19 protein-coding genes and 1 pseudogene are annotated in these 26218 nt (G+C 74.2%); 3 read left to right on the top strand and 17 right to left on the bottom strand.

The features are described 5' to 3' along the window. The first annotated feature begins 15 nt into the window (after positions 1–15). Positions 16–1065: an aldo/keto reductase gene (locus NFS20_RS13460; protein ID WP_251152312.1), complete on the top strand. Its 1050-nt coding sequence runs from the start codon at positions 16–18 to the stop codon at positions 1063–1065. 84 nt (positions 1066–1149) lie between these two features. Here NFS20_RS13460 and NFS20_RS13455 read toward each other — a convergent pair whose 3' ends face one another. The 10 genes and pseudogenes from NFS20_RS13455 to NFS20_RS13410 all read right to left on the bottom strand — a co-directional run bounded on the left by NFS20_RS13455 (position 1150) and on the right by NFS20_RS13410 (position 11554). Continuing rightward, a complete protein-coding gene (locus tag NFS20_RS13455; protein WP_251152311.1) occupies positions 1150–1692 on the bottom strand; it encodes a nucleoside deaminase in 543 nt (180 codons plus the stop codon). Next, the gene (locus NFS20_RS13450; protein WP_251152310.1) at positions 1689–2678 is read right to left on the bottom strand and encodes an ornithine cyclodeaminase family protein; all 990 of its coding nucleotides are present in this window, start codon (positions 2676–2678) and stop codon (positions 1689–1691) included. The genes NFS20_RS13455 and NFS20_RS13450 overlap by 4 nt, the downstream gene beginning before the upstream one ends. Positions 2679–2779: 101 nt before the next feature. Continuing rightward, positions 2780–3706, bottom strand: coding sequence for an ABC transporter permease (locus NFS20_RS13445; RefSeq protein ID WP_251152309.1), 927 nt, complete (start codon positions 3704–3706; stop codon positions 2780–2782). Further along, the gene (locus tag NFS20_RS13440) at positions 3703–4935 is read right to left on the bottom strand and encodes an ABC transporter permease (protein ID WP_251152308.1); all 1233 of its coding nucleotides are present in this window, start codon (positions 4933–4935) and stop codon (positions 3703–3705) included. Before NFS20_RS13440 ends, NFS20_RS13445 begins: the two co-directional genes overlap by 4 nt. After that, positions 4932–6680, bottom strand: coding sequence for an ABC transporter ATP-binding protein (locus NFS20_RS13435; protein ID WP_251152307.1), 1749 nt, complete (start codon positions 6678–6680; stop codon positions 4932–4934). The genes NFS20_RS13440 and NFS20_RS13435 overlap by 4 nt, the downstream gene beginning before the upstream one ends. A 92-nt stretch (positions 6681–6772) precedes the next feature. Next, a pseudogene (locus NFS20_RS13430) lies at positions 6773–7642 on the bottom strand (BMP family ABC transporter substrate-binding protein); the annotation flags it as partial. Between the two features lie 300 nt (positions 7643–7942). Beyond that, positions 7943–8671 (bottom strand): GntR family transcriptional regulator, encoded by a 729-nt coding sequence (locus NFS20_RS13425; RefSeq protein WP_251152305.1) that lies wholly within the window; start codon positions 8669–8671, stop codon positions 7943–7945. Between the two features lie 9 nt (positions 8672–8680). Beyond that, complete coding sequence (locus NFS20_RS13420) at positions 8681–10111, bottom strand: RNA polymerase sigma factor (protein WP_251152650.1); 1431 nt, start codon at positions 10109–10111, stop codon at positions 8681–8683. A 67-nt stretch (positions 10112–10178) separates the two neighbouring features. After that, positions 10179–10619, bottom strand: a complete 441-nt coding sequence (locus NFS20_RS13415) for a YciI family protein (protein ID WP_251152304.1) — start codon at positions 10617–10619, stop codon at positions 10179–10181. A 128-nt stretch (positions 10620–10747) separates the two neighbouring features. Continuing rightward, positions 10748–11554: an ABC transporter ATP-binding protein gene (locus tag NFS20_RS13410; RefSeq protein ID WP_251152303.1), complete on the bottom strand. Its 807-nt coding sequence runs from the start codon at positions 11552–11554 to the stop codon at positions 10748–10750. A gap of 280 nt (positions 11555–11834) precedes the next feature. Between NFS20_RS13410 and NFS20_RS13405 the strand changes: the two genes are divergently transcribed. Next, positions 11835–14108 carry a SpoIIE family protein phosphatase gene (locus NFS20_RS13405; RefSeq protein ID WP_251152302.1) on the top strand — a complete coding sequence of 758 codons (2274 nt, stop codon included), beginning with the start codon at positions 11835–11837 and terminating at the stop codon, positions 14106–14108. 87 nt (positions 14109–14195) lie between these two features. Here the strand turns inward: NFS20_RS13405 and NFS20_RS13400 are convergent, their stop codons facing one another. The 7 genes from NFS20_RS13400 to NFS20_RS13370 form a co-directional block, all read right to left on the bottom strand. Next, positions 14196–14672, bottom strand: coding sequence for an ATP-binding protein (locus tag NFS20_RS13400; RefSeq protein ID WP_251152301.1), 477 nt, complete (start codon positions 14670–14672; stop codon positions 14196–14198). Beyond that, a complete protein-coding gene (locus NFS20_RS13395) occupies positions 14669–14974 on the bottom strand; it encodes an STAS domain-containing protein (protein WP_251152300.1) in 306 nt (101 codons plus the stop codon). The genes NFS20_RS13400 and NFS20_RS13395 overlap by 4 nt, the downstream gene beginning before the upstream one ends. A 250-nt stretch (positions 14975–15224) precedes the next feature. Continuing rightward, on the bottom strand, positions 15225–18842 hold the full coding sequence (locus tag NFS20_RS13390) for an Ig-like domain-containing protein (protein ID WP_251152299.1): 3618 nt from the start codon (positions 18840–18842) through the stop codon (positions 15225–15227). Between the two features lie 234 nt (positions 18843–19076). After that, positions 19077–21287 (bottom strand): beta-galactosidase, encoded by a 2211-nt coding sequence (locus tag NFS20_RS13385; RefSeq protein ID WP_251152298.1) that lies wholly within the window; start codon positions 21285–21287, stop codon positions 19077–19079. A 95-nt stretch (positions 21288–21382) separates the two neighbouring features. Continuing rightward, entirely contained in the window at positions 21383–22729 is a 1347-nt protein-coding gene (locus NFS20_RS13380) for an ABC transporter substrate-binding protein (protein WP_251152297.1), read from the bottom strand. Positions 22730–22830: 101 nt separating this feature from the next. Next, positions 22831–23778, bottom strand: coding sequence for a carbohydrate ABC transporter permease (locus NFS20_RS13375; RefSeq protein ID WP_502800818.1), 948 nt, complete (start codon positions 23776–23778; stop codon positions 22831–22833). A gap of 2 nt (positions 23779–23780) precedes the next feature. Further along, a complete protein-coding gene (locus NFS20_RS13370) occupies positions 23781–24722 on the bottom strand; it encodes a carbohydrate ABC transporter permease (RefSeq protein WP_251152296.1) in 942 nt (313 codons plus the stop codon). A 287-nt stretch (positions 24723–25009) separates the two neighbouring features. Between NFS20_RS13370 and NFS20_RS13365 the strand changes: the two genes are divergently transcribed. Continuing rightward, on the top strand, positions 25010–25996 hold the full coding sequence (locus NFS20_RS13365; RefSeq protein ID WP_251152648.1) for a LacI family DNA-binding transcriptional regulator: 987 nt from the start codon (positions 25010–25012) through the stop codon (positions 25994–25996). Positions 25997–26218: the final 222 nt, after the last annotated feature.

Below are 26218 nucleotides of genomic sequence, written 5' to 3'. Positions count from 1 at the left end.
CGGCAGAATGGGCGCATGCCCCTCATCCCGCGCTATGTCGCCGCCGACGACCGTTACGACTCGATGACCTACCGGCGGACAGGGCGCAGCGGCCTCGACCTGCCCGCGATCTCGCTCGGCCTCTGGCACAACTTCGGGGACGTCAACCCGTTCGAGACCCAGCGCGCCGTGCTCCGGCGGGCGTTCGACCTCGGGATCACGCACTTCGACCTCGCCAACAACTACGGCCCGCCCTACGGCTCCGCCGAGGAGAACTTCGGGCGGCACCTCGCGCAGGACCTGGGGGCGTACCGCGACGAGCTCGTCATCTCGTCCAAGGCGGGGTACGACATGTGGCCCGGCCCGTACGGCGACGGCGCGTCGCGCAAGTACCTGCTGTCGTCGCTCGACCAGTCGCTGCAGCGGATGGGCCTCGACCACGTCGACGTCTTCTACCACCACCGCCCGGACCCGAGCACGCCGCTCGAGGAGTCCATGCGGGCCCTGCACGACGCGGTCCAGCAGGGCAAGGCCCTGTACGTCGGCGTCTCGAACTACTCGCCGGCGCGTACGCGCGAGGCCGCGGCGATCCTCGCCGACCTCGGCACGCCGCTGCTCATCCACCAGCCGAGCTACTCGATGCTCAACCGTCATGTCGAGGACGCCGCGCACGAGGACCGCTACGACGGCGTGCAGTCGGAGTCGCTGCTCGACGTCGTGGGCGAGCTCGGCATCGGGACCATCGTCTTCTCGCCGCTCCAGCAGGGCCTGCTCACCGACCGCTACCTCTCGGGGTTCGCGCCCGAGGGCTCGCGGGCCGCACGGCCCGACTCGCCGTTCCTGTCCGCCGACAACCTCGACGAGGAGTACCTCACGACGGCCCGGACGCTGAACGAGATCGCGCAGGGGCGCGGGCAGTCGCTCGCACAGCTCGCGCTCACGTGGGTGCTGCGCGACGAGCGCGTCACCTCCGCGCTCGTCGGGGCGAGCAGCGTCCGCCAGCTCGAGAACAGCGTCGCCGCACTCTCCGCGCCCGCTCTGACCGACGACGAGCAGGACGCGATCGAGACGGCTCTCGCGAAGTAGTACCGCAGTCCGCGAGGTAGTACCGCAGTCCTGACAGCGGTACTACCTCGCGGGCCTGCGGTACTACCTCGGTGGACTGCGGTACTACCTGGGCGGTCGGGCCAGGCCGGCAGCGAGCTCGCGGAACGGCGCCAGGCCTTCGTCGCCGAGCACCGGCCCGACGACGGCGACCGTCGCGTCGGAGGCCCGGACCACGTCGTCGCAGCGCAGCGTGAACGACGGCGACCCGGGCACGACGGCGCGGATGTCCGGTGCGGCGGTGCCGAACACGATGCGGCCGACGCCCGACCACACGAGGGCGGCCGCGCACATCGGGCAGGGCTCGCCGCTCGCGAACATCGTGGCGCCTGCGACCGCGGGGCGGTCGGCGGCGGTGACGGCCCGGACCGCGTCCAGCTCGGCGTGCGACGTCGGGTCGCCCGTCTGCGCGGCGGCGTTGCGACCGGTCGCGAGCACCCGGCCTTCGGCCGCGACGAGCACCGCGCCGAACGGCCGGTTGCCGTCGGCGAGCGTCGCCCGGGCGATCCGGAGCGCCTCCGCCAGGTGCGCGCGGTCCGTCGCCGAGAGGGTTCCCGCCGCGGCGGGGCGGCCGGTCGCGGAGGTGTCGTCGGGCGGCGTCGCGCTCATGCCGACAACTCTACGGAGAGGCCTCGGCCCGCCGCCCGCGCGGCGTCCACGAGGAGGCGCCCGATGACGACGTCGAGGATCCCGAGGCCCACGGAGTCGAACAGCGTGACCTCGTCGGCGGTCCGGCGGCCCGGGGCCCGGCCCGTGATCACGTCCCCGAGCTCGAGACGGCACGCGGACTCGTCGATCGCGCCCTCGGCGATGGCGAGGAGCGTGTCGCCGGACTCGTGCAGCGCGGTCGACACCGAGTCCACGACGACGCGCGAGCGGGCCATCGCCTCGCCGTCGACCTCGCGGTGGTCGGGCCGCGGCGGTGCGCCCACGACGTTGACGTGCAGCCCGGGGTGGAACCACGCCCCGCGCACGACGGGTTCGCGCGACGGGGTGAGCGTGCACACGACGTCCGCGGAGCCGACGGCGCTCGCGGGGGTGTCCACGCGCGTCACCTTGAGGTGGGGGTGGCGCTCCGCGGTCTGCTCGGCGAAGGCCCGGACGGTCTCGGCGGACCGCGACCACACGAGCACGTGCTCGATCGGGCGCACCTCGGCGATCGCGCTGACGTGCTCGAGCGCGAGCCCGCCCGCGCCGACGAGCCCCAGCACGCGGGCGTCGTCCCGGGCGAGGTGTCGCGTCGCGACGGCGCTCGCCGCCGCCGTGCGCAAGCGCGTGGGCAGGCCGCCGTCGAGCACGGCGACCGGCGCGCCGTCCGACGCGTCCGCGAGCACGAGCACCGAGCGCTGCGCGGGGAGGCCGCGCGCGCGGTTCCCCGGTACGTCCGCGAGGAGCTTCGACCCGGCGAGGCCCGCGCGCGGCGAGACGGCCGTCATGGGGAGGAAGTGCGCGCCGTCGTCCACCGCGGCCACGGTGAGCGGTGCCTGCGCGGCGGCGCCGTCGGCGAGGTCGGCGAACGCGTGCTCCACGGCCTCGACCACCTGGGCGGGCGTGACGAGTCCGGTGAGGTCGCTTCGGGTGAGGACGAGCGGCACGGGGCCTCCAGGGGTCGGGCGTGCGGGTGACGTGCGAGCGGTGCGGAGCGGGCGGGTGGTGGTCTGGCCGGACGGCGGGCCGACCCCCGGGTGCAGCGGGGTCACGACGACCGGCCGAGCCGCACGAACGGCGTCGTGAGGCCGCTGGGCGGCCGGCTGTGGGTGACGAAGCCCGCGACGGCGAGCAGCGCGAGGACGTAGGGGAGCATCACGAGCAGCGCGAACGGCACGTCGACGCCGAGCGCGGGGAGCGTGAACTGCAGCGCCTGGGCGAGGCCGAAGACGAGCGCCGCGACGGCCACCCCGACGGGGCGCCAGCTGCCCGCGATGACGGCGACGACCGCGAGGTACCCGATGCCGGCCGTCATGTTGTCCGTGAAGGTGTGCACCTCGGACAGCGCGAGCTGCGTCCCGGCGAGCCCGGACAGGAGCCCGACGACGAGCACCGCCGCGAAGCGCACGCGCAGAACCGGGATGCCGGACCGGTCGGCGCTCGCCGCGTCCTCGCCGACGGCGTCGACGGCGAGACCCCAGCCGGTGCGCCGCGACGTCAGCACGGCGAGCAGCACGACGAGGACCACGAGCGCGTAGGCGAGGCCGGTCTGGCGGAACAGGGCCGGCCCGATCACCGGGATCTCGGAGAGCACCGGGATCGCGACGCGGTCGAACCCCGGCACCTCGGTCCCGCGCTCGAGCAGGAGGCGTGCGCCGAACGTCGTGCCCGCGAGCGCGAGAGCGTTGGCGGCGATGCCCGTCACGATCTGGTCGGCACGCAGGACGACGCTCAGCACGGCCTGCAGCACGCCGACCAGCAGTCCGGCGAGAGCCCCGCAGGCCACCCCGACGAGGGCGGAGCCGCTCGACGTGGCCCCGACGACGGCGGCGAACGCGCCGGTGAGCATCATGCCCTCGACGCTCATCGTGAGGACGCCGGCGCGCTCGCCGACGAGCTCGCCCGAGGCGGCGACGAGCACGGGGATCGCGAGCGCGACGGTGGCGACGAGGAGGTCGGTGAGAGTGAGGATCACGACGGGACCTCCGTGGTGGTCGTCCTGGGGGCGGGGGAGGAGGGCTGCGGTGGGCGTGAGCGCCCGAGGCGCGCCCGCCGCACGTGCGCACCGGCCCGGCCCACCGCCCAGATCGCGGTCCCGGCGACGCCGAGGACGATGAGGCTCTCCGTGATCTGGGTGATCGACGCGGGGACGCCTGCGGCGAGCTGGAGGTTGATGCCGCCCGACACGAGGAAGCCGAGCCCGGTCGCGATGCCGACGGCCGCGGTGAACGAGCCGCGCGCGAGGAGACCGACGACGAGGCCGGAGAACCCGTACCCGGACGACAGGCCGTCGTCGAGCACGTGCGGGGCCGACGCGACGAGCACGCCCCCGGCGAGACCGGCCCCGGCGCCCGCGGTGGCGAGGGCGGAGAAGCGCAGCCGGTCGACCGGCAGGCCGAGGCGGAGCGATGCCGGACGGGACTGCCCGACGGCGGCGAGCCGCACGCCGGTCGCGGTCCGCCGCAGGACGAGCGCGGCGACCACGGCCCCGGTGAGCGCGAGCACGACGCCCACGGTGACCGGCGAGCCGGGCACGCCCAGGAGCGGGAGGTGCGCGGCGTCGACCAGGGGTGACGACTGGGGGAGCGTCTCCGAGCTCGTCACGGGCTGGCGGAGCAGCGCCTCCTCGTGGACGGCCAGCACGAGCACCGCGGCGCCGACGAAGTTGAGCAGGAGCGTCGTGATGACCTCGCTCACGCCGCGCCGGACCGCGAGCCAGGCCGCGACCGACGCCCACGCGGCACCTCCCAGCGCGGCGACGATCAGCACGAGGGGGAGCGCGACGACGGGCGGGACCGCGGGCGGGAGCGCCGTGCCGACGGCGGTCGCGGCGACGGCGCCCACGCAGATCTGGCCCTCGCCCCCGACGTTGACGAGCCCGGCTCGGTGCGCGACGAGGAAGCCGGTCGCGACGAGCAGCAGCACCGCGGCGACGTTGACGGACGACCCGATCGCGTACGGCGTGCCGACCATGCCCTCCCACAGGGCGGTCGCGGCCTCGGCGGGCGTCGCCCCGGCGAGCGCGGCCAGCGCGGTGCTGACGGCGAGCGCCCCGAGCACGGCGGCGAGCGGGACGAGGACAGGGCGTGCGGCGAGCAGCCGGTCGCGCAGCGCGTGCTCGCCACGGTGCGTGGTGGTCGGCGTCGCGGGGCGCGCAGGCGCGCTGGGCGGCGCGGGCGGCGCGGTCGAGATCGGGGCGGTCATGCCGGGGCTCCCGTCATGAGGTGGGCGACGCGGTCGCGCGCACCGGGGTCGGTGGGGAGGACGGGGCCGCTCAGGGAGCCCCGGTAGGCGACGTGCACGCGGTCGCACAGGACGAGGAGCTCGGACAGCTCGCTGGACACGACGACCACGCCGACACCCGCGCGGGCCGCGGAGCGCAGGTGCGCGACGACGTCGTCCACGGCGCCGAGGTCGAGCCCCCGCGTGGGCTGGGCCGCCACGACGCAGCGCAGCGGGTCGAGGCTGAGCTCGCGCGCGAGGACGGCCTTCTGCTGGTTCCCGCCCGACAGCGCGGAGAGCGGGGCGTCGAGGCTCGCGGCCCGCACGTCGAACCGGCGCGCGAGGTCGGTCGCCGCCGCGTCCATGGCGCGACGGTCGAGCAGACCGAACCGGCGGTAGCGGTGCAGGCGGCCGAGGAGCAGGTTCACGGTGACGCTCAGGCTCGTCACGACGGCCTCGTGGTGGCGGTCCTCCGGGACGACGCCGAGGCCGAGCGCGGTCCGTCGCCGCGGCCCGGCACGCGTGACGTCCGTGCCGGCCAGGACGACCTGCCCCGCCGACGGCCGGACCGCACCGGACAGCGCGGCGACGAGCTCGCTCTGACCGTTGCCCTCCACGCCGGCGATCCCCACGATCTCGCCCGGCCGCACGACGAGGTCGACGGCGTCGACCGCGCGCGCGCCGTCGGGCCGGTCGACGACGAGGCCACGCACCTCGAGCACGGGCGGCACCACGTCCGGGGCCGGCTCCCGGCGTCCGTCCGCTGCGGCGGCGGCCGGTGCGGCGTCGATCGACGAGACGTCGACCGACGAGATGTCGACCGACGAGACGTCGACCGACGAGGTGTCGACGGGACGGTTCACGCCCACGCTCGCGGCGAGCACCGGGTCGAGGCTCGACGCGTCGCGACCGACCATCAGGCCCACGAGCTCGGCGGCGCCGAGGCCGTCGCCGAGATCGGTGCCGGGACCGGCGCCCGGCGCTCTGCCGGCGCCCTCGCGTGCGAGCGGCCCGCCGCCGACGACGCGCCCGCCGCGCAGCACCGTCGCCCGGTCACCGACGCGCATCACCTCGGCGAGCTTGTGCGTGATGAGCACGACGGCAGTGCCCGCGGCCGCGACGCGGCGGCAGGTCGCGAGCAGGCCGTCGACCTCGTCCGGCCCGAGGACGCCGGTGGGCTCGTCGAGCAGGAGGAGGCGGGGACCGTCCAGGAGCGCCTTGACGATCTCGACGCGCTGCCGGGCGCCGACCGTGAGCGTCCCGACCCGCGCCGCCGGGTCGACCCGCAGGCCGAGGGTCTCCTCGATCGCTCCGAGGCGTACGGCGAGACCGGCCCGGTCGGGACGCAGTCGGCGGGCGCCCCGACCGAGCAGCAGGTTCTCCTCGACGGTGAGCGTCGGGACGAGCGAGAAGTGCTGGTGGACCATCGCCACGCCCCGCGCGAGGGCGTCGGCGGGCGACGCCGGGGCGAACGGCACGCCGTCGAGCAGGACCTCGCCCGACGTCGCCGGGAGCGTCCCGAACACGATGTTGCACAGCGTGGACTTCCCGGCCCCGTTCTCGCCGAGCACGCAGTGCACCTCCCCGGCGGCGATCTCGAGGTCGACCGCGTCGAGCGCGGTGTGGGTCCCGAAGACGCGCGTCACGCCGCGCAGGGCGAGCGTGGGCGCGTCGTCCGGGTCGCCGGGTGCGTGCGCCGTCGGGGCGGAGGGGAGAGTCGTGGGCATGAGGTCTCCGTTCGGGCTGGTCGGACCGCTCGTGCGGTGTCGGGAGGACCTGCCGGCGAGGTCTCGCCGGCAGGTCTCCTCGGGACGTCGCGTCAGTACGTCTCGACGGCGCCGGTGGCGACGGACTCCGTGATCTCCTCGAGCGCCGCGACGGTCTCGGGGTCGTCGGAGCACAGGACGAACTCGGTGCCACCCAGGTCGCTGGTCAGGCCGAACGGCACCTGCGCGGCCTCCCACGTCCCGTCGAGCACCGAGCGGACGGCGTGCTCGACCTCGGTCCCGATGTCGGTGCGGACGTAGCCCACGTAGGGACCGCCGTCGGTGCACTCGCCCGGGATCGGCCCGCCGACCATCGAGGCGCCGGCGTCCTTCGCGGCCTGCTCGATGCCCTGCTTGCCGAGGTTGACGATCTGCCCGACGACGTCGACCCCGACGCCGAAGTTCGCCGCCGCGGCCTGCTTGGCCTTCGCAGGGTCGTTGAAGTCGCCGAGGAACTGGGGCGTGACGACCTCGGTCCCGGGGACCGCGGCCTCCGCGCCGTTCGCGAACGCGACCGAGGCGTTGACGATCGCCGGGAGCTCGACGCCGCCGATGAACCCGACCTTGCCGGTCTCGGAGGACAGCGCGGCGACGGCGCCGGAGAGGTACTCCGCCTCGGCCTGCTGGGGGTCGTAGTAGGCGAGGTTCTCGAGGGGCTCGGCGTCCGCCGGGCCGCCGATCTCGACGAACGTCACGTCGGGGAACTGCGGCGCGACCTTGCGCAGGTCGGCGTCCGTCTGGCCGCCCACGGAGATGACCAGGTCGGACGTGCTCGCGAAGCGGACGAGCGTCTGCTCGTAGTCGGCGGCGGCGACCTCCTCGACGAACGAGAGCTCGACCTCGTCGCCGAGCTCCTCCTCGAGGCGCTGGTAGCCGAGGTAGGCGGACTGCATGAAGCCGGTGTCGGAGGTGGATCCGGGGAGGAAGACGCCGACGGCGAGCGGCTCGTCGCCGTCCGCCGGGGCGTCGTCGCCGGCAGCGGTCGACGTGCTGCACGCCGCGAGGGCGACGAGGCTCGCGGCGAGGAGCGCGCCGACGGCGGCGTTCCGGCGCGCGGGGTGCGCCTGCGGCGGGGCGGGGACGGGCGGGGGCGGCGGGACGGGAGCTGCGCATGGGTCCTCCTGGTCGAGTTAGTGGTATACCACTACGCACCGAGTGTGGGGACCTCGTGTTTCGGGCGCGTCAACCGGCCGTAAATCATGTGTGACCGGACGGGACGGCGGTCAGCGGGAGCGCGGGCCCCGGTTGCGCGTGCGGGTGGCCTCGACGGGGTCGATGGGCGCCGACGCCCACGTCTCGGCGAGCGCGAGGCTCGGCTCGCGCCCGGAGGCCACGTGCCGCAGCGCGAGGTCTGCCACGGCGTCCCCGTCCCGCGCCTCGATCGCCGCGAGCATCGCCGCGTGCTCCTCGCACTGCTCGCGCGTGTCGCGCTGCTTCGTGAGGTGGAAGAGCCAGCGCACCCGCGCGTCGAGCGGCGCGAGCATCGACCGCAGCAGCGGGTTCCCGCACGCCTGGACGACGGCGGCGTGGAAGCCCGCGTTCGCGGCGGCGGTCGCGGCGTCGTCGTGCGCCGCGAGCGCGACCCGGGCCGCGTCGACCGCCGCGGCCATCGTCGCGAGGTCCGCCGCCGAGCGGCGCAGGGCCGCGAGGCGGAACGCGAGCACCTCGACGTTCTCGCGGACCTCGAAGAGCTGCTCGACGTCGGCACGCGTGAACGGCGCGACCAGGGCGCCCTGCCGCGGCACGAGGACGACGAGCCCTTCGCTCTCGAGCTGGTGCAGCGCCTCGCGGAGCGGCACGCGCGAGACACCCAGCTCGGTCGCGATGTCACGCTCGACGAGCCGCTGGCCCGGGTGCAGGTCGAGCCCGATGATGCGCGCCTTGAGCGTCGCGTACGCCGTCTCCCGCAGCGAGGGGCGGGCGTCGTCGAGGGGCGCGGGGCTCGTGGTCACGCCCCGATCCTAAGGATCGTCGGTCCGGTAGGTCGTACCGGTCCCGCCGTCGTGCGCTCCGGTCGCACCGCTCCCGTCGGCCGTGCCGCCGAGCGCGGCCGCGCCGCCGTGCTCGGCCGCTGCCGCGGCCCGGCCGAGCAGGAGCCGTCGTTCGCGCCGCGTGGGCGCGAGCCCGGCCGCCTGCTCCAGCGTCACGGAGGCCTCCGCGTACCGACCGAGGCGGGACAGGACGTCGCCGCGCACGGCGCCGTAGAGGTGGTAGCGCTCGAGGCGTGGGTCGCCGTGGACGGCGTCGAGCACCTCGAGGGCTCGCTCCGGACCGTCGGCCATGAGCACGGCGACCGCCCGGTTGAGCTCGACCACCGGCGACGGCGCCACCGCGGCGAGCGCGTCGTACAGCGACACGATCGCCTCCCAGTCGGTCTCGGCGAACGTCGCCGCACGCGCGTGGCACGCGGCGATCGCCGCCTGGAGCGTGTACGGCCCCAGGACCTTCCCGCCCCGCGTGCCGAGCGCGAACGCCCGGTCGAGCGCGGCCAGGCCGTGGCGGACCAGCAGGCGGTCCCAGCGCGCGCGGTCCTGGTCCTCGAGGAGGACGGGCTCGCCGTCGGGTCCCGTGCGCGCCGCGAAGCGCGACGCCTGGAGCTCCATGAGCGCGACGAGCCCGTGCACCTCCGGCTCGGACGGCAGCAGGCCGGCGAGCACGCGGCCGAGGCGCATCGCGTCCTCGGCGAGGTCGCGGCGCACCCACGCGTCGCCCGACGTCGCGGCATACCCCTCGGTGAACACCACGTACACGACCTCGAGCGCCGCGGGCACCCGGGCGGGCAGCTCGTCCGCCTGCGGCACCTCGAACGCGACCCGGGCCTCGGCGAGCGTGCGCTTGGCGCGCGAGACGCGCTGGCCGACCGTCGCCGACGGGACGAGGAACGCGCGCGCGATCTCCTCGGTCGTCAGGCCACCGACGAGCCGGAGCGTCAGCGCGACGCGCGACTCGCGCGGCAGCACCGGGTGGCACGCGACGAGCACGAGCGCGAGGAGGTCGTCGTCCACGGGCGCGTCGACCACGGCGTCCGGGGCGGGCACGCTGCCCACGAGCACCGCGCCGCCGTCCGTCGCGCGCGCCGTCGTGCCGCCGTGCGTGCTCGCGCCGGGCGCGACGAGGTCCGCCGCGAGGCGCGCGTACTTCGCGTCGCGCGTGCGCTCACGGCGGACCAGGTCGACGGCGCGACGGCGCGCGACCGTCGTGAGCCACGCGCCGGGGTTGTCCGGCACGCCCTGCTCGGGCCACTGCTCGAGCGCGGCGACGAACGCCTCCTGCGCGACGTCCTCCGCGAGCCCCACGTCGCGCAGGGTGCGCGCCAGACCCGCGATCAGCCGCGCGGACTCGATGCGCCAGACCGCCTCGACGGTCCGGCGCACCTCGGCCGCGCTGCGCACCGACCCCCGGACCGACCCGCTGCGGGAACCGTCCGAGGGCTCCGTCGCCGGCGCGTGGGGCACGGGCTCAGGCCCCGCCGTGCTGGGCCTTGATCTCCTCGGCCAGGCGCTCGTCCTGCTCGCGCAGCTCCGGCGTGTACTCCGCGCCGAAGTCCTCCGGCTCGAAGACGGGCCGGATCTCGAGCACCTGCGTGCTGCCGTACTGCGGGTCGGACGGGCACCGCTTCGCCCACTCGACGGCCTCCTCGAGCGACGAGACCTGCCAGATCCAGTACCCGGCGAGGAGCTCCTTCGACTCGGTGAACGGACCGTCGACGACGGACGTCCCGGTCGTGTCGAACACGACCCGCGCGCCCTTCGCGCTCGGGTGCAGACCCTGCCCGTCGAGCATGACGCCCGCCTTGACGAGCTGCTCGTTGTACTCGCCCATCTGGGCGAGCATCTCCTGCGTGGGGGCGATCTTGTCCTCGTCGGCACCGGTGCCGGTGATCAGGACCATGACTCGCATGACGTTCCTCCTCGGTGGGTGCCCCTCGACCGTAGTGCCGTGGGGGCGGGTTCACCAGGACGTCGAACGGGCGGCACCGGTTTTCGACACCGCTCGCGAACTTTCTTCCCGACGACTCCCGTGAGCGCTCAGCGGAAGCGCTGGACGGCGAGCGGGGCGGCCTCCGCGAGCCCGCGGACCGCGGGATGGTCGGACCCCGGCGCGGTGCCGGCGAACACGTCCCGCAGCGCGCCCGACGCGACGAACGTGCCGTCCGCGAGCACGTGCACCGTGGGGCACAGGCGCTCGACGAGCTCGAGGTCGTGCGACACGAGGAGCACGGCGGTGCCGAGCGCCTGCGTCGCCTCGCCGAGCCGGCGCACGACGTCGCCGCGCATCGCCGGGTCGACGGCCGTGAGGGGCTCGTCGAGCAGGAGCGCGCGCGGCCGCGTGGCGAGCGCGACGGCGAGCGCGAGCCGCTGCTTCTCACCGCCGGAGAGCGAGTGGATCGTGCGCGGCGCGTACCGAGGCTCGAGCGACACGTCGGCGAGGAGGTCCGCGACCGGCCGCCCGTTCGCGCGGCCCGCCTTCCGCGCCTCGGTGAGCGCGGCCGACAGTGCACGGTCGACGGTCCAGCGCGGGTCGATCCCCACCCCTGCGAGCCCGTCCTGGGAGACGCGGCGCACCTCGGCCTTGAACGTCTTCTTGTCGCGGCGCGAGAGCTTCGAGACGGCGCGACCCTGGAAGGTCGCGTGACCGCGGGTCGGCCGCACGAGCCCGACGAGCGCACGCACGACCGTCGACTTGCCCGCGCCGGACTCGCCGACGATCCCGACGGGCGCGGTGCCCGGGACGACCTCGAGGTCGATGCCGTGGACGACGTCGGGTCCCGCGTACCCTGCGGAGAGGCCCGTCGCGCGCAGGATCGGTTCGGGCAGGTCGACTGTCGTGCTCATGGTCACCTTCAGGCTCGGTTCGTGGGCGGACGGCGCTCCGTTCCTCCCGCCCGTCCGACGTACGACGCTACCGCGGAGTTCCGTGGCACCGGTCACCCGGTCCTCGCAACGAGGTGGCGGGGCGGGGAACCGTCGCGTCCGTGGGAGACGCCCGGTCCGGATGGCGGAGAAACGGGGTCGCAGGCGGTAGCCTGGGCCGTTCGACTCGGATCCTCGAGCCCAGGTGATCCGTCGATCTTTCCGTGGCAGCGCTGTGCCACGGCGGCGGACGGAGACAGGCGTGACCAGCACGGTCGACCCCGACGGGTTGCTCGCCCCTGGCGAGCCCGTCGACCTCGACAACTGCGCCCGGGAGCCGATCCACGTCCCGGGACTCGTCCAGCCGCGAGGTGTGCTCCTGGCGGTCCGCGAGTCGGACGGCACGGTGCTCCAGGCGTCGGCGAGCGCGGAGCGCCTGCTCGGTGTGTCGCCGCACGACCTGCTCGGGGAGCACCTCGCCGCGGCGCTCGGGCCCGACCCCGCGCGGAGGGTCCTCGCCCACGCGTCCGCTGGAGCGGAGCTCGCGGACCGCAACCCGCTCACCCTCCGGCTCGACGGCTTCCCGCGCGACGTCGACGTGGTGCTCCACCGCCCGCCGCTGCCCGACGACGGTCCTGGCTCCGAGCCCGTCCTCGTCGTCGAGCTCGAGGCGGCCACCGGCGCCCGCCCTCTGACGTTCCCCAACACGTACCTCTCCGTGCGGCGCGCGCTGCGGGACCTCGAGCGCGCCGCGACCCTGGAGGAGCTGTACGACGACGCCGCGCGCCACGTCCGCGAGCTCACGAAGTTCGACCGCGTGATGATCTACCGCTTCGACGCGGCGTACAACGGCGAGGTCGTCGCCGAGGCGCGGCGCGACGACCTCAACTCCTTCTTCGGGCTGCACTACCCGGCCTCGGACATCCCGCCGCAGGCACGCGCGCTGTACGAGAAGAACTGGATCCGGCTCATCGCCGACGTCGACTACGAGCCGTCGGCGATCGTCCCGACGGTCCTGTCCACGACGGGTGCCCCGCTCGACCTCACGTACTCGACGCTGCGCAGCGTCTCGCCGATCCACCTCGAGTACCTCCGGAACATGGGCGTGCGGGCGTCGATGTCCATCTCGCTGCTGCGCGAGGGCCGGCTCTGGGGCCTCATCGCGTGCCACCACTACGCCGGCCCGCACGAGCCGCCGTTCGAGGTGCGCACCGCGGCGGAGTTCCTCGGGTCGGCGCTGTCGGTCCGGCTCGTGTCCCAGGCCGAGACGGAGCGGGACGCCGAGGTGCGGCGCGCGGAGAGCGTGCTCGCGCACCTCGCCGCCGACAGCCGCGACGAGGCGGCCCCGCTCGGCACGGCGATCACCCGCTCCGGCTGGCTGCGCCGGCTCGTGCGCGCCGACGGCGCGGTGGTCGTCGCGGAGGGGCGTCTCACCTCGGTCGGGAACGTCCCGGACGACGACGCCTGCCGCGCGCTCGTCGCCTGGGTGCTGTCCCACGGCGAGGAGCTGGTGTCCACCGACCGGCTCGCGCACGACGTGCCCGCGCTGGCGGCCCTCATGCCCGACGTGGCCGGGGTCCTGGGCATCGTGCTGCCCGAGGGGCAGGTCGTCGTGTGGGTCCGCGACGAGGTGCTCCGGCACGTCGACTGGGGCGGGGACCCGCACAACAAGGCCATCGCACGCCGCGAGGGCGGCGACGTCCGGCTGAGCCCGCGCAAGTCGTTCGAGCGGTGGCGCGAGGTCGTGCGCGGTCACAGCCGCCCCTGGACCTCGGACCAGACGGACTTCGCGGCGGCGCTGCGCGGGCACCTCGTCGAGGCGCTCTACGCGCGCGGTCGCAAGGCGCTGCGCGCGACCGAGGAGCTGCAGCGGAGCCTGCTGCCCGCGCTGCTGCCGCGGATCGAGGGCTGGTCCCTGGAGTCGCGCTACGAGTCGGCCGGCACCGGCCTCGTCGGCGGCGACTGGTACGACGCGCTCGACCTGCCGTCGGGCAAGGTGGCCCTCGTCGTCGGCGACGTCACCGGGCACGGTCTCCAGGCGGCGGCGACGATGGGCCAGCTGAGCACGACCCTCCGGGCCGCGCTCGTGGGCACGTCGTCGGCCGCCGAAGCGGTCGAGCGGTTGGCGCAGTTCGCCCGCTGGACGCTCCCGGGCGAGGTCGCGACCGTCGCGGTCGCGCTGCTGGACCCGGTGAGCGGTGTCGTCGAGCACGTGTCGGTCGGGCACCCGCCCCTGCTCGTGGTCGAGGCGGACGGGACGCCGCGCTGGGCGCAGGGGGCGAGCGCGCCCCCGCTGGGTCTGGTCGACCGCGCGCCGACCACCCACGTCCTCGAGGTGCCGCGCGGCGGCGCGCTCGTCCTCTACAGCGACGGGCTCGTCGAGCGGCGGGAGGAGTCCGTCCTGGACGGCCTCGACCGGCTCGCGGCGGTGTTCGAGAGGGGCAGCAGGCCCGGCGCCGACGAGATCCTCGCCGCGGCCCGTGACCCCCGCTCCGCGGACGACGCCACCCTCCTGGTGCTCCGCCGCGAGGCCTGACGGGACCGCGAGGCCTGACGGGACGGCGCGCCCGACCCTGTCGGGCTCGACCGTGCTCCTGCCCGGGCGAGGCGCGAGGGCTGCCGTTCAGGCGAGGAGTGCGAGAGCGCTCCGGGCGCCCGTCCCGGCGCGGAACAGGGGCACCTCGAACCGGGCCCAGACGTGCTTCTCGCCCGTGGCTGTGGTGAACCAGCCGACCTCGCGGGCTGCGCGACGCGCGAGCTGCAGGCCGAAGCCGCCGGCGCCGGGCGGGCGGTGCGGGTCGATGACGGGCGGGCGCTCGGGGGAGTGGTCGACGACGTCGACGACGAACTCGCGCCCGTCGCTGAGCAGCCGGACGAGCGCCGGCGGCCGTCCGTGGCGGAGCGCGTTCGTGGCGAGCTCGCTCGCGACGAGCACGATGCGCTCCGGGGCGGCGTCGAGGTGACGGTCGGGCGGCAGGGGCGCACCCGTCAGCGTGCGGTGCACGTGCCCGCGCAGATCGCCGAGATCGGCGAGCGTGGCGAGACGCCACGAGCCGATCTCGACGAAACGGACCGGGACGTCCGCGGCGGCGATGCTCACGCTGAGTCCTCGACCTGGAACAGCGAGTCGACGCCGCTCAGCTCGAGCAGGTCGCGGACGCGGCGCGGCGTGCCGAGGAGCGCGGGTGGCGTCTCGCCCGCGGTCGCCGCGTGGTACAGCAGCCGCAGGCCGCCCGAGTCCATGAACGTCACGTCGGTCAGGTCGATGCGGATCTGAGCGGTCGCGGCCTGTGCGCGACGCTGCAGGTCGTCCTCGTGCCGCGCCTGGACCGCGGCGTCGATCTCGCCGTACATGACCCACAGGGTCCCGTCGTCCTGCACCCGTACACCGCTCTCGGCCACCGACGCGCCTCCTTCAGCGCGCCCCGGACGATCCAGGGCGCAAGTGCCTACGCTACGCAATGTCGGCCTCCCTCGCGCGTGCGTACCGCCCGGGCGTGTCCGAATTGTGTCCCGGCAGCCCTCGGAGGGCCCGTCGGCGGTCCGTCCGGCGGTCTGTCCGGCGGTCTGTCCGGCGGTCCGCCGAGCAGCACGACGGCGGACCGCCGGGGAGCTCGTCCCCGGCGATCCGCCGTCGTGGTGGTACGGGTCGTCAGCAGGTGCGCGCGTCGTAGGTGACGTCGACCGGCTGGTGGCCGACGACCGTCACCTGGGCCGCCCCGGCCGGGACGGACGCGGAGCGCGCCGCGAACGACTGGTACGCGTTCGACCCGGGGGCGACGTCGGCGAACGACCGCGAGCCGTAGGGCGTCGTGATCGTCACATCGATCGGCGCCGCGCCGTCGTTGGTCGCGCGGACCGCGACGTACGCCCTGCCGGCGAGGCAGCGCACCTCGGCGGTCGCGGTCACGGGCGCCTGCGCGCCGTCGGTCCACGAGAGCGTGTAGGCGCGCTCGGTGCCGTCCTCGGCGGTCACGCGGACGGTCGTGACGCCCGGGACCGCGTCGGCCGGCTCGACCGCGACGCTCGCGTACGGGTCGTGCGCGGTGGCCGCGACCTCGGGCACGTCGCCCTCGGCCGCCACCTCGTACGCGGTGACCTCGGGGTCGAAGCCCGCGAGCGGCTCGCCGTCCACGGTGATGCCCGACGCCGCGGCGTCGGTCCCCGTGCCCGGCACCTTGGCGAGGACCTCGATCTCGGAGACCACCATGTGCGTGTTCGCCCGTGCCGCGAGGACCACGCGCACGGACGCGGTGCGCACGCCCGCGGGGACCTCGACGACCGGTGCCGGGCCGTCCGGGGACGCGTCCACCGTGACCGGTGCCCCGACGTCGGTCCACGTGCCGCCGACGAGCGCCTGGAGCTGCACGGACTGCGCCCAGGTCGCGCTCGACCCGTCCTTCCAGAAGCGGGTCACGACGCCGGTGACGTCGCGCTCCGCCGGCAGCGTGACCGTGAGCGTGTCGGAGGCGCGCTTGGTGCCGGACAGCCAGTTCGACCACGCCTTGTCGGTGAGGTTGCCGTTGACGACCCCGGCGACGGAGTAGCCGGGCTCGGTGAACGTCGCGGACGCGGTCGTGCCCGTGGCGAGCGCGCCGTTCGCGGACGCGGCCTCGGTGACCTGGACCCGCACGACGGCGGGCAGGGTCGTCGGTGTGCCGTCCACGGTGCCCGCGTCGGCGGTCCCGGCGAGCTCGACCACGCCGACCTCGTCGAACGCGCCGTCCGGGGCCGCGTCCCACGTCACGGGGCGCTGGACCTCGGCGCCGCCCGCGGCGACGGCGGTGACGGTCGTCGGGAGCGCGGGCGTGCCGCCCGCGTACGACTTCGCGCGCGCCGGCAGCGTGCGGTCGAGCGTGTCCACGACGACCGTCGCCGTGGCTTCCAGCGTGCCGCCCGTGGGCAGCGCGACTGTCCCCGGGACCTCGACGGTCCCGGGAGACGCCCACGCGTCGTCGCCGGGGAGCTCCCACGTGACGGGGAGCTCGCCGCGCGCGCCGTCGCGGTAGACGGGCGTGACGGTGGCGGGCAGCCCGGGCGCGGTGCCCGGCGTGGTGAACGCGTCGACGGGCTCCGTGCCGAGCACCGTCTCGTCGACGATCCGCCAGCGCTGGTTGATCCCGGAGTTGGCGAGGTACGTCCCGACGGGCGAGCCGTCGGCGGTCGCCTGACCGCCCACCTCGAGCAGGGTCTTCGACGACGCGTTGACGAGCGTGTACGTGCCGTCGCCGGTCGTGGAGAGGATCCACTGCGCGGTCAGGGGCGTGTCCGCGACGTCGGCGGGAGCCTCCGTCAGCACCGGCGACGTGTCCGTGGCCACGGCGAGCTGCTCGCCCGTCGCCGCGTTCGTCACCGCGTAGCGCGAGCGGTGCGAGCCCGAGCCCTCGGGCGCGCCCAGAGCGGTGAGCTCCCACGCCTGCTCGGCGACCGCGGCGTCGGTGCGGATGACGACACCGTCGCCGGTCGCCGCCGGGGCGAGCGAACGGTTCGACTGCACGCCGTCGAGGCGGTACACGTGGCCGTCCTGGACGAGGGCCGCGTCCTCGGCGACGCCGGAGACGCCGTCCACGACGAACGTCGTCACGGACTCGGCCGGGACGGTGAGCGTGGCGCTCGCGCCCTGGTCGTCGGCCGAGACGGAGACCGGCTCGCCCTCGACGAGGTAGCCCGCCGTGCTGGTCACGACGGGGGTGACGGTCGCATCGGACTCGACCGCACCGAACTTCGACAGGTCGAGCGTGACGGCGCGCTCCGCGGTGGTGGCGTTGACGTGCACGACGGTCGCCTGCTCGCCGTCGGCGGAGACCGCGGCGGTGCTGTTCGCGTCGTCCGAGCGGACGAGAGAGTCGCCCGGCTCGATGTAGTGCGTGAAGTTCTGGGTCGCCCAGTACTTCGTGTTCGTGTAGATGGGGCACGTCTCGAGCGTGTCGGTGGCCGTGCAGTCGAACGGGATCTGGATCTCGCCCCAGTTCATGCCGTTCGCGCTCTCGCCGCCGGGCGCCATGTTGTCGTAGTCCTCGACCGGCTGCCAGAAGACCCACGCCGACGGCTCGAGCTCGCGCAGGTCGTCGACGATGTGCTGCGCGCTGCCGAGGCCGGACTCCATGGTCTCGAAGTCCTGGCCGGTCGAGCTCCAGTTGCCGCCGACCTCGCTCATCCACAGCGGCTTGTCCTCGCCCTTGGCGATGTCGCGGACCGTGGTGCGCTGGCCCGTGCCGTAGGTGTGGACGTTGAGCTGGGAGACCTGGTCGCGCACGGACTGCGGGTAGGAGTTCCAGTTCCGCGCGAACGTGCCCGGGTTGGTCTCGTCCATCGCGGAGATCACCGCGTCGGTCGACGAACCGTCGAGCGCCTCGGCGAGCGCGGGGATCACCTGCTGCTGCAGCTCGGGGCCGATGTGGGCACCCTCCTGGCGGCCCCCGGTCGGGTTGCCGTCGGTGCCGAGCTGGGTGCCCCAGTAGTCGGTGTTCGGCTCGTTGAACGGGTCGACCGTGGCGACGTCGATCCCGTGCGCCTCCTCGAGGCGCTCGGTGACGCCCACCATGTAAGCGGCGAAGTCGTCGACGCTCTGGGTCTTGAGCTGGTCCGCGTTCGCGTCGAACCCGCCCGAGACGTAGCCGCTCACGGTCATGAACCACGGCGGGGAGTTGCTGAACGTCTCCCAGTGCGTGACCTCGTCCTTGATGCGGTCGACCCACCAGCGCTGCGTCTGGTCGGCGTCGGGGTCCCAGTGGTCCGGGTTCTCCGGGTCCCACCAGTCGACGTCCTCGCGCGTGGTGCCCTCGGGCGCCTTCCACCAGCCGTCGACGGCGCCGCCCGCGCGCAGGTAGTCGGGGACGTCGGGCGCGTTGCCGCCGCCGACGTTGTACCGCGCGATGTTGAGGTTGAGACCCTCGTCGCCGAAGACCATGTCGGCCAGGCGGTCGCGGATCTCGTCCGGGTAGTCGCCGGTCGCGTTGGCGAACCACACGAGGCTCGTGCCCCAGCCCTCGAACGGCTCGCCCGCGTACGACGGGTCGGGGGTCACGGTGACGCCGGGGACGTCCGCGGCGGCCGCCGTCGTGGCGCCTACCAGTCCCGTCGCCGCGACGGAGGAGGCGGTGACGGCAGGTGCCGCCTGGGCCGGCAGCGCCGCGAGGGCGCAGCCGGCGACGAGCGCCCCGGCCCCGATCCCTGCGCCGAGCCGTGCTCCCGCCCGTCGTGCCGGCCGGCGGGCCGGACCTCCTCGTGCTGTCGAGTCGTGCTGTCGCTCGTCAGGTGTTCGGCTCATCCCTGAGCCACCTCCTTCGCGTCGCTGCGATCCGGCGCGGGGCCGGGTGCGGGTCGTTCCCGCGGGGGTCTTCGTGCCGAGGTAGTACGGGGGTCTCGCGAGGTAGAACGGTGGTTGCGCGAGGTAGTACGGGGGTCTCGCGAGGTAGAACGGTGGTTCCGCGAGGTGGTACGGGGGGCCCGCGAGGTAGTACCCCGGTGGAGGACCGGGGTACTACCTCGGAGGACCGGGGTACTACCTCGCCGGGTCTGCCGGGCGGCGGACGACCGCCACACCGCGCGGGTCGAGCAGGAGAGCGCCGGGGACGTCGCTCGTGCTCGCCGTGCTCGCCGTTCCCGTCGTGCCCGACGGCGCGAGGCGGCGGCCCGCGAGGACGTCGCCCGCGACGTCGGGCACCTCGACCGGCTGGGCCGTGCGGTTGACGAGGAACCAGAAGTCGTCGGTCCCGTCGGTGCGGACCGCGAGCTCGACCTGGCCGCGGACCGCGGCGGGCAGCTCGCTGCGCACGCCCGCGTCGTCGAGCAGGCGCGCGAGCACGGGCACGAGACCCTCGCGACCGAAGCGCGTCGAGACGTACGCGGCGGACCCGGCGCGCTCCCCGGCCCGGCCGGTCGGAGCGACGGCCCGGCGCGTCACGGCGGCGCGTCCCGCCTGCTCGCCGGTCTTGTACCAGCCGAGCACCTCGACGTCGGGGTCGACGACGTCCACCGGCTCGGTCCACAGTGTCGCCTCGAGCTGCTCGCCACCGAGCTCGACGGTCGCGGACTCGTGGTCCAGCAGCGGCGAGAACTCCTCGACGCGCACGCCGAGCAGGTCGCGCAGCGCGCCGGGGTACCCGCCGAGCCACGCGTGGTCGTCCTGGTCGACGACGCCCGAGAAGTACGTCGTCACGAGGTGCCCGCCGCCCTCGACGAACGTCGTGAGACGGTCGCGCAGCGGCGCCGGGACCACGTGCAGCACGGGTGCCACGACGACGTCGTACCCCGTGAGGTCGGACGCGACCGGCACGACGTCCGCGCGCACGCCGAGCGCGAGGAACGCGGAGTACCAGTCGAGCGCCTCCTGGCGGTACCGCAGCCGGTCCGTCGGGTGCGAGTCCAGCTCGGACGTCCACCACGAGTCCCAGTCGAAGACGATCGCGGCGCGCGACGGCTTCTGCTCGCTGCCCGCGACGGGCGCGAGGTCGCGCAGCGTCGCGCCGAGCGCGACGACGTCACGGAACAGGCGCGAGTGCTCGCCCGCGTGCGGGACCATCCCCGAGTGGTACTTCTCCGCGCCCGCGGCGGACTGGCGCCACTGGAAGTAGCAGACCGCGTCCGCGCCGTGCGCGACGTGCGTGAGGGAGTCGCGCGCGAGCTCGCCCGGCTTCTTCGCGACGTTCACCGGCTGCCAGTTCACGGCGCTCGTGGAGTGCTCCATGAGGAACCACGGGCGGTGCCGGGCGATGCCGCCGGTGAGGTTCGCGGAGAACGACAGCTCGTCGAGCGCCTGCGGCCCGGGGAGCACGTAGTGGTCGTTGGAGACGAAGTCGAGCTCGTCGGCCCACGCGGCGTAGTCCATGCCCTTCGTCTCGCCCATGACCATGAAGTTGGTCGTCACGGGGACGTCGGGGGTCGCACGGCGCAGGATCGCGGCCTCGGCGCGCAGGTAGTCCTGCAGCGCGTCGGACGAGAACCGCTTGAAGTCGAGCTGCTGCGTGGGGTTCGGGTGCGACGCGGCGAGGCGCGGCGGCAGGACCTGCTCCCACGCGCTGTAGCGCTGCGACCAGAACGCGGTGCCCCACGCGGCGTTGAGCGCGTCGAGGGTCGCGTACCGCTCGCGCAGCCAGGACCTGAACGCGGACGCCGCGTCGTCGCTGTAGTCGTAGACGTTGTGGCAGCCCAGCTCGTTCGAGACGTGCCACGCGACGAGCGCCGGGTGGTCGCCGTAGCGCTCGGCCATGCGCTCGACGAGGCGCAGCGCGTGCTCGCGGAACACCGGCGACGTCGGGCGCCACTGCTGGCGCGCGCCGGGCCACAGCGTCTCGCCCGTGCGGGTCTGCGGCAGGATCTCGGGGTGCTTCGTCGTGAGCCACGGCGGCGGCGACGCGGTCGCCGTCGCGAGGTCGACGGTGATGCCGTTCTCGTGCAGCAGGTCCATGATCTCGTCGAGCCACGCGAAGTCCCACGTGTCCTCGGTCGGCTGGATCCGCGCCCACGAGAAGATCGCGAGCGACATGACGGTCACGCCGGCCTCGCGCATGAGGCGCACGTCCTCGTCCCACACCTCGCGCGGCCACTGGTCCGGGTTGTAGTCCGCCCCGTAGGACAGGCCCGACGGCGCGTGCTCGGCGCTCCCGCCGGTCGTGCCGGGGGCCCCGGTCGCGGCGGGCGTGCCCGACGGCGCGTGGGGTCCGGGGCGGCGCAGCCAGCGGTGGGGGACGGGTCGGTCGGTCGTGGTCGACACGGGGGTGCTCCTCGGATGGTGCTCGGGTGGCGCGAGAGGTGCGCCGTCGGGCGGGGACCGGTGGCCGGGCCTCGTGGCCCGGCCACCGGCGTGCCTCACTCGTTGACGGTGAAGCCCTGCTCCGTGCCGTACTTCACGGACGCGTCCTGCCAGGCCTGCAGGCCCTCGGTCAGCGTGGTCGACGAGACGTACGCCTGGCCGACCGTGTCGTTGAAGATCGAGTTCGCGTAGACCTGGAAGGGCAGGTACGACCAGCCCTCGACGACGTCGGCCGCCGACTGCGCGAGGACCTCGTTGATCTTCTGGCCGCCGAAGTACTCGGACTCGTAGCCCTGGAACTCGTCCGACTCGAGCTCGGCCGTCGTGGCCGGGAACGCGCCGCCGTCGACGCGGGCCTGCACGCCGTCGCCGGCGTTCGCGTACTCGAGGAAGCCGTAGGCGAGCGCCTGGTTCTCGCTCGCGGCCGGCACGGACAGCGCGGAGCCGCCGTTCTCGGCGCTCGCGGACGCGCCCTCCTCCCACTGCGGGAGCGGGGCGACGCGCCACTTGCCGGCGCCGTCGGGCACGCCCGACTCGAGGTTGGCCGGCATCCACGCGCCGATCGCGAGGGTCGCGATGGTCCCGTTGCCGAGGCCCTGGTACCACTCGTCGCTCCACGAGCTCACGGGGGCGAGGAGGTCCTCGTCGATGAGCGTCTGCCACGTCTCGGCGAACTGCGTGCTGCCCTCGTCCGCGAGGTCGACCGTCACGTCGGTGCCGTCGACCTGGAACGGCTGGCCGCCGGCCTGCCAGATGAGCGACGTCGTGAAGCCCGCGTCACCCGTGTCGTTGGTGATGTAGACGTTCGGGTCTGCCGCGTGCAGAGCCCGGGCGGCCTCGACGAAGCCGTCCCACGTCGTCGGCACCTCGATGCCGTGCTGCGTGAAGACCTCCTCGTTGTAGAAGAGGGCCATGGGGCCGGAGTCCATCGGCAGGCCGTAGACGCCCTCGCCCTGCTGGACGGCGCTCCACGGGCCGGGCGTGAAGGTCCCGTCCAGGTCGGCGGCGCCGAACGCGGAGAGGTCCGCGACGGCGTCGGACAGCGCGAACTGCGGGAGCGCGTAGTACTCGACCTGCGCGACGTCGGGGACGCCCGAGCCGGCGGCGATCGCGTTCTGCAGCGCCGTGTACTGGTCGTTGCCGGTGCCGGCGTTGACGAGCTCGACGTCGACGTCCGGGTACTCGGCCTCGAAGTCGGTGACGACCTGCTCGAGCGTGGGCTCCCAGGCCCACACGGTGAGCGAGCCGCCCTCCTCGAGAGCAGCGGCGACGTCGTCGGCGGAGCCGCCGTCGGCACCGGAGCCGGCGTCGTCGCCGCTGCCGGAGCTGCACGCGGCCAGGCCGAGGGCGAGGACGCCGGTGGCGGCGACGGCCCGCAGGGTGCGGGGGGTGCGGATGGACATGAGGGTTCCTCTCACTTCGTCGTCAGACGGATGGTGGTGCGGGGGATGCGTGCCAGAGGGGTGGTGCGGTCGCGCGGCCGTGCGCCACGGGACCCGGGGGCTCACTCCTTGACGGACCCGGCCGCGAGGCCGGACTGCCAGTAGCGCTGGAGGAGCAGGAAGGCGGCGATCAGCGGCAGGATCGTCAGCAGCGACCCGGTGATGACGAGGTCGAAGATGGCCTCGCCGCCCGCGGTCGCGGCCTGGGCGTTCCACGCGTTGAGGCCGAGCGTCAGGGGGTACCAGGTGGGGTCCTTGAGCATGATGAGCGGCAGGAAGTAGTTGTTCCACGTCGCGACCATCGTGAAGAGCAGCACGGTGACGATCCCGGGCGCGAGCAGCGGCAGCGAGACCTGGAAGAACGTGCGGAACTCGTTCGACCCGTCGACGCGCGCGGCCTCGAGCAGCTCGGTGGGGATCGCCTCGGCCGCGAAGACCCACATGAGGTAGAGGCCGAAGGGCGAGATGAGCGACGGGATGATCACGGCCCACGGCGTGTTCGTCAGGCCCATCTGGCTGAACATGAGGAACGTCGGGACGGCGAGCGCGGTGCCCGGCACGGCGACCGCGCCGATGACCGTCGCGAACACCCCGCGCTTCCCGGGGAAGTCGAACTTCGCGAGGGCGTAGCCGCCGAGCACGGCGAGGAACGTGGCGCCGCCCGCACCGACCACGACGTACAGGACCGTGTTGGCGAACCAGCGGCCGAAGATCCCGCCGTCGTAGGTCAGGGTCCGGGCGATGTTGTCGAACAGCGCGAAGTCGCCGCTGAACCACAGGCCGAACGACGCGAACAGGCTCGACTGCGTCTTCGTCGCGTTGACGAAGAGCCAGAACAGCGGGACGAGCGCGTAGAGGAGCACGACGCCGCTGAGGACCGTGAGCAGGGTGCTGCGGCGGGGCGTGGAGACGCTGTGCGGGCGCGAGCGCAGCCGGACGGGCTTGCGCGGCGGCGGGCCGACGACGGGCACGACGGACGGGTGCGGGTTGGTGGGAGTCGTCGCAGTCACGGTCAGGCCTCCTTGCGCATGCCGCGCAGCTGGACGACGTAGGCCACGATCATGGTGAGGACGCCCATGATGATGGCGACGGTCGCCGAGTAGTTGTACTGCTGGCCGGAGAACGACAGCGAGTACGCGTACAGGTTCGGGGTGAAGTACGTCGTGATGGCGTTGGGCGCGAGGCTCTGCAGGATGCTCGGCTCGTTGAAGAGCTGGAACGAGCCGATGATCGAGAAGATCGTCGCGATGACGAGCGAGCCCCGGATCGCGGGGATCTTGATCGACCGGACGACCTGCCACTGGCTCGCGCCGTCGAGCTCGGCGGCCTCGTAGAGCGAGGTCGGGATGACCCGCAGCGCCGAGTAGAAGATGAGCATGTTGTAGCCCACGAACTCCCAGGTCACGATGTTGCCGATCGCGAGGAGCACCCACTCGGGCGACAGCGGGTTGGGGATCGACGTCCCGAGCGCGTCGTTGATGTTGCCGACGAGGCCGAACCGCGTGCCGTACATGAAGCCCCACATGAGCGTCGCGACGACGGCGGGGACGGCGTACGGCAGGAAGATCGAGATGCGGAAGAAGTTCTTCCCGTACAGGCGTCCGCTGTCGATCGCCAGCGCCACGAGCAGCGCGATGCCGAGCATGATCGGCACCTGCACGAGGAGGAACAGCCCGACGCGCGTGACGCCCGACCAGAACTGCGGGTCGGAGAAGGCGCGGGCGTAGTTCTCGAAGCCGACGAACTGCGTCCCGCCGACCATCTGCGTGCGGAACAGGCTCAGGTAAATCGAGTACGCGATCGGTGCGAGGAACACGAGCGCGAAGACGGCCATGAACGGGCCCACGAAGCCCCAGCCGATCCACGAGCGCCGTCGGCGGCGCGCGGGCCGGGAGGAGGGGCCGTCGACCGGTGGCACGTCGGAGACCACCACGGGTGGGGACGTCGTCGTCATGCTGCTTCCTCGTCGTCGGGGGCGGGGGACGTCGGTCGTCCCCGGGTGTTTACGTAAACATCAGCATGCACGACGCTCGGTGTTTGCGCAAACATCGCCTAGGGTGATCTCGCAGGGCATGCTTGCCGCGCACCTTCCCGCACGACCGGACCACGAGGACGAGGACGATGACCGACGGGCTCGACGAGGACGCCCCCGCCGCCACGACGCTCACGGCGACGCCGCCGGACGGCTCACGCCGGCACGCGAGCGCGGCGGGCGGCCTGGTGGCGCCGAGGCGCGTGTCCATGGCCGACGTCGCACGCGTCGCCGGCGTCTCGGCGCAGACGGTGTCGCGCGTGTCCAACGGGCACCCCGGCGTCGTCGAGTCCACGCGGACCCGGGTGCTCGCGGCGATGAGCGAGCTCGGCTACCGGCCGAACAGCGCGGCCCGCGCGCTCAAGAGCGGCAGCTTCCGCACGATCGGGGTGATCCTCTTCTCGCTCGCGACCACGGGGAACGTCCGCACGCTCGAGGCGATCGCGACGTCGGCCGCCGCGGAGGGCTACGCGATCACGATCATCCCCGTCGCGGCGCCCACGCAGGACGGCGTCCGGGGAGCGTTCACGCGTCTCGGCGAGCTCGCGGTGGACGCGATCATCCTCCTCATGGAGGTGCACCTCCTCGACGTCGCGCAGGTGAGCCTGCCGCCCGGGGTGCAGGTCGTCGTCGCGGACTCCGACGCGGGCGAGAGCTACGCCGTCGTCGACACGGACCAGGCCGACGGGACGCGGCAGGCCGTGCGGCACCTGCTCGACCTGGGGCACGCGACCGTGCACCACCTCGCCGGGCCCGCGCACTCGTTCGCCGCCGAGCGGCGCACCGCGGCGTGGCGCTCGACGCTCGAGGAGGCCGGGCGCGAGGTGCCTCCGGTCGAGCGCGGCGACTGGTCGCCGACGTCCGGGTACGAGGCGGGGCGGCGTCTCGCCGTGCGCGACGACGTCACCGCCGTGTTCGTCGCCAACGACCAGATGGCGCTCGGGCTCGTGCGCGCCCTGCACGACGCGGGCCGGCGCGTGCCGGAGGACGTGAGCGTCGTCGGGTTCGACGACCTGCCGGAGTCGAGCGAGTTCCTGCCACCGCTCACGACGGTCCACCAGGACTTCGCGGAGGTCGGCCGCCGGTGCGTCGAGCAGGTGCTCCGGCAGGTGCGCGAGGGGGTCTACGAGACCGGGACGCGGCTCGTCCCGACGCGCCTCGTCGCCCGCGCGAGCACCGCGCCGCCCCCGAGGTAGTACCGGGGTCCGCGAGGTAGTACGGCGGTCGGCCCGACGGAGAGTGGTCGTCCTGGGTGTCGGGGTGGGTGGGGCGCCGCGTCTACCATCCGCCGCTCGTTCCTCGCGGCTCCCGCCAGGCCCACCACGACGCGGCGCCCCACCCACCCCTCCCGGCGTCGTCTCGCCCTGGTCCTCGCTCGACCCGCGCGATCAGGCGGCGGACGGGCGGCGGGACGGTCA

Source organism: Cellulosimicrobium sp. Marseille-Q4280, from assembly GCF_943181405.1.
Classification (GTDB): Bacteria; Actinomycetota; Actinomycetes; order Actinomycetales; family Cellulomonadaceae; genus Cellulosimicrobium.
Note: the sequence above shows the minus strand (reverse complement) of the source record. Positions and strands in the feature narration are given on the sequence as shown.

Bases quoted from the DNA above. Each gene is read 5' to 3' on its own strand.
- NFS20_RS13460 (WP_251152312.1), top strand. From the start codon at position 16: ATGCCCCTCATCCCGCGCTATGTCGCCGCCGACGACCGTTACGACTCG.
- NFS20_RS13455 (WP_251152311.1), bottom strand. From the start codon at position 1,692: ATGAGCGCGACGCCGCCCGACGACACCTCCGCGACCGGCCGCCCCGCC.
- NFS20_RS13440 (WP_251152308.1), bottom strand. From the start codon at position 4,935: ATGACCGCCCCGATCTCGACCGCGCCGCCCGCGCCGCCCAGCGCGCCT.
- NFS20_RS13435 (WP_251152307.1), bottom strand. From the start codon at position 6,680: ATGCCCACGACTCTCCCCTCCGCCCCGACGGCGCACGCACCCGGCGAC.
- NFS20_RS13415 (WP_251152304.1), bottom strand. From the start codon at position 10,619: ATGCGAGTCATGGTCCTGATCACCGGCACCGGTGCCGACGAGGACAAG.
- NFS20_RS13410 (WP_251152303.1), bottom strand. From the start codon at position 11,554: ATGAGCACGACAGTCGACCTGCCCGAACCGATCCTGCGCGCGACGGGC.
- NFS20_RS13390 (WP_251152299.1), bottom strand. From the start codon at position 18,842: ATGAGCCGAACACCTGACGAGCGACAGCACGACTCGACAGCACGAGGA.
- NFS20_RS13380 (WP_251152297.1), bottom strand. From the start codon at position 22,729: ATGTCCATCCGCACCCCCCGCACCCTGCGGGCCGTCGCCGCCACCGGC.
- NFS20_RS13370 (WP_251152296.1), bottom strand. From the start codon at position 24,722: ATGACGACGACGTCCCCACCCGTGGTGGTCTCCGACGTGCCACCGGTC.
- NFS20_RS13365 (WP_251152648.1), top strand. From the start codon at position 25,010: ATGGCCGACGTCGCACGCGTCGCCGGCGTCTCGGCGCAGACGGTGTCG.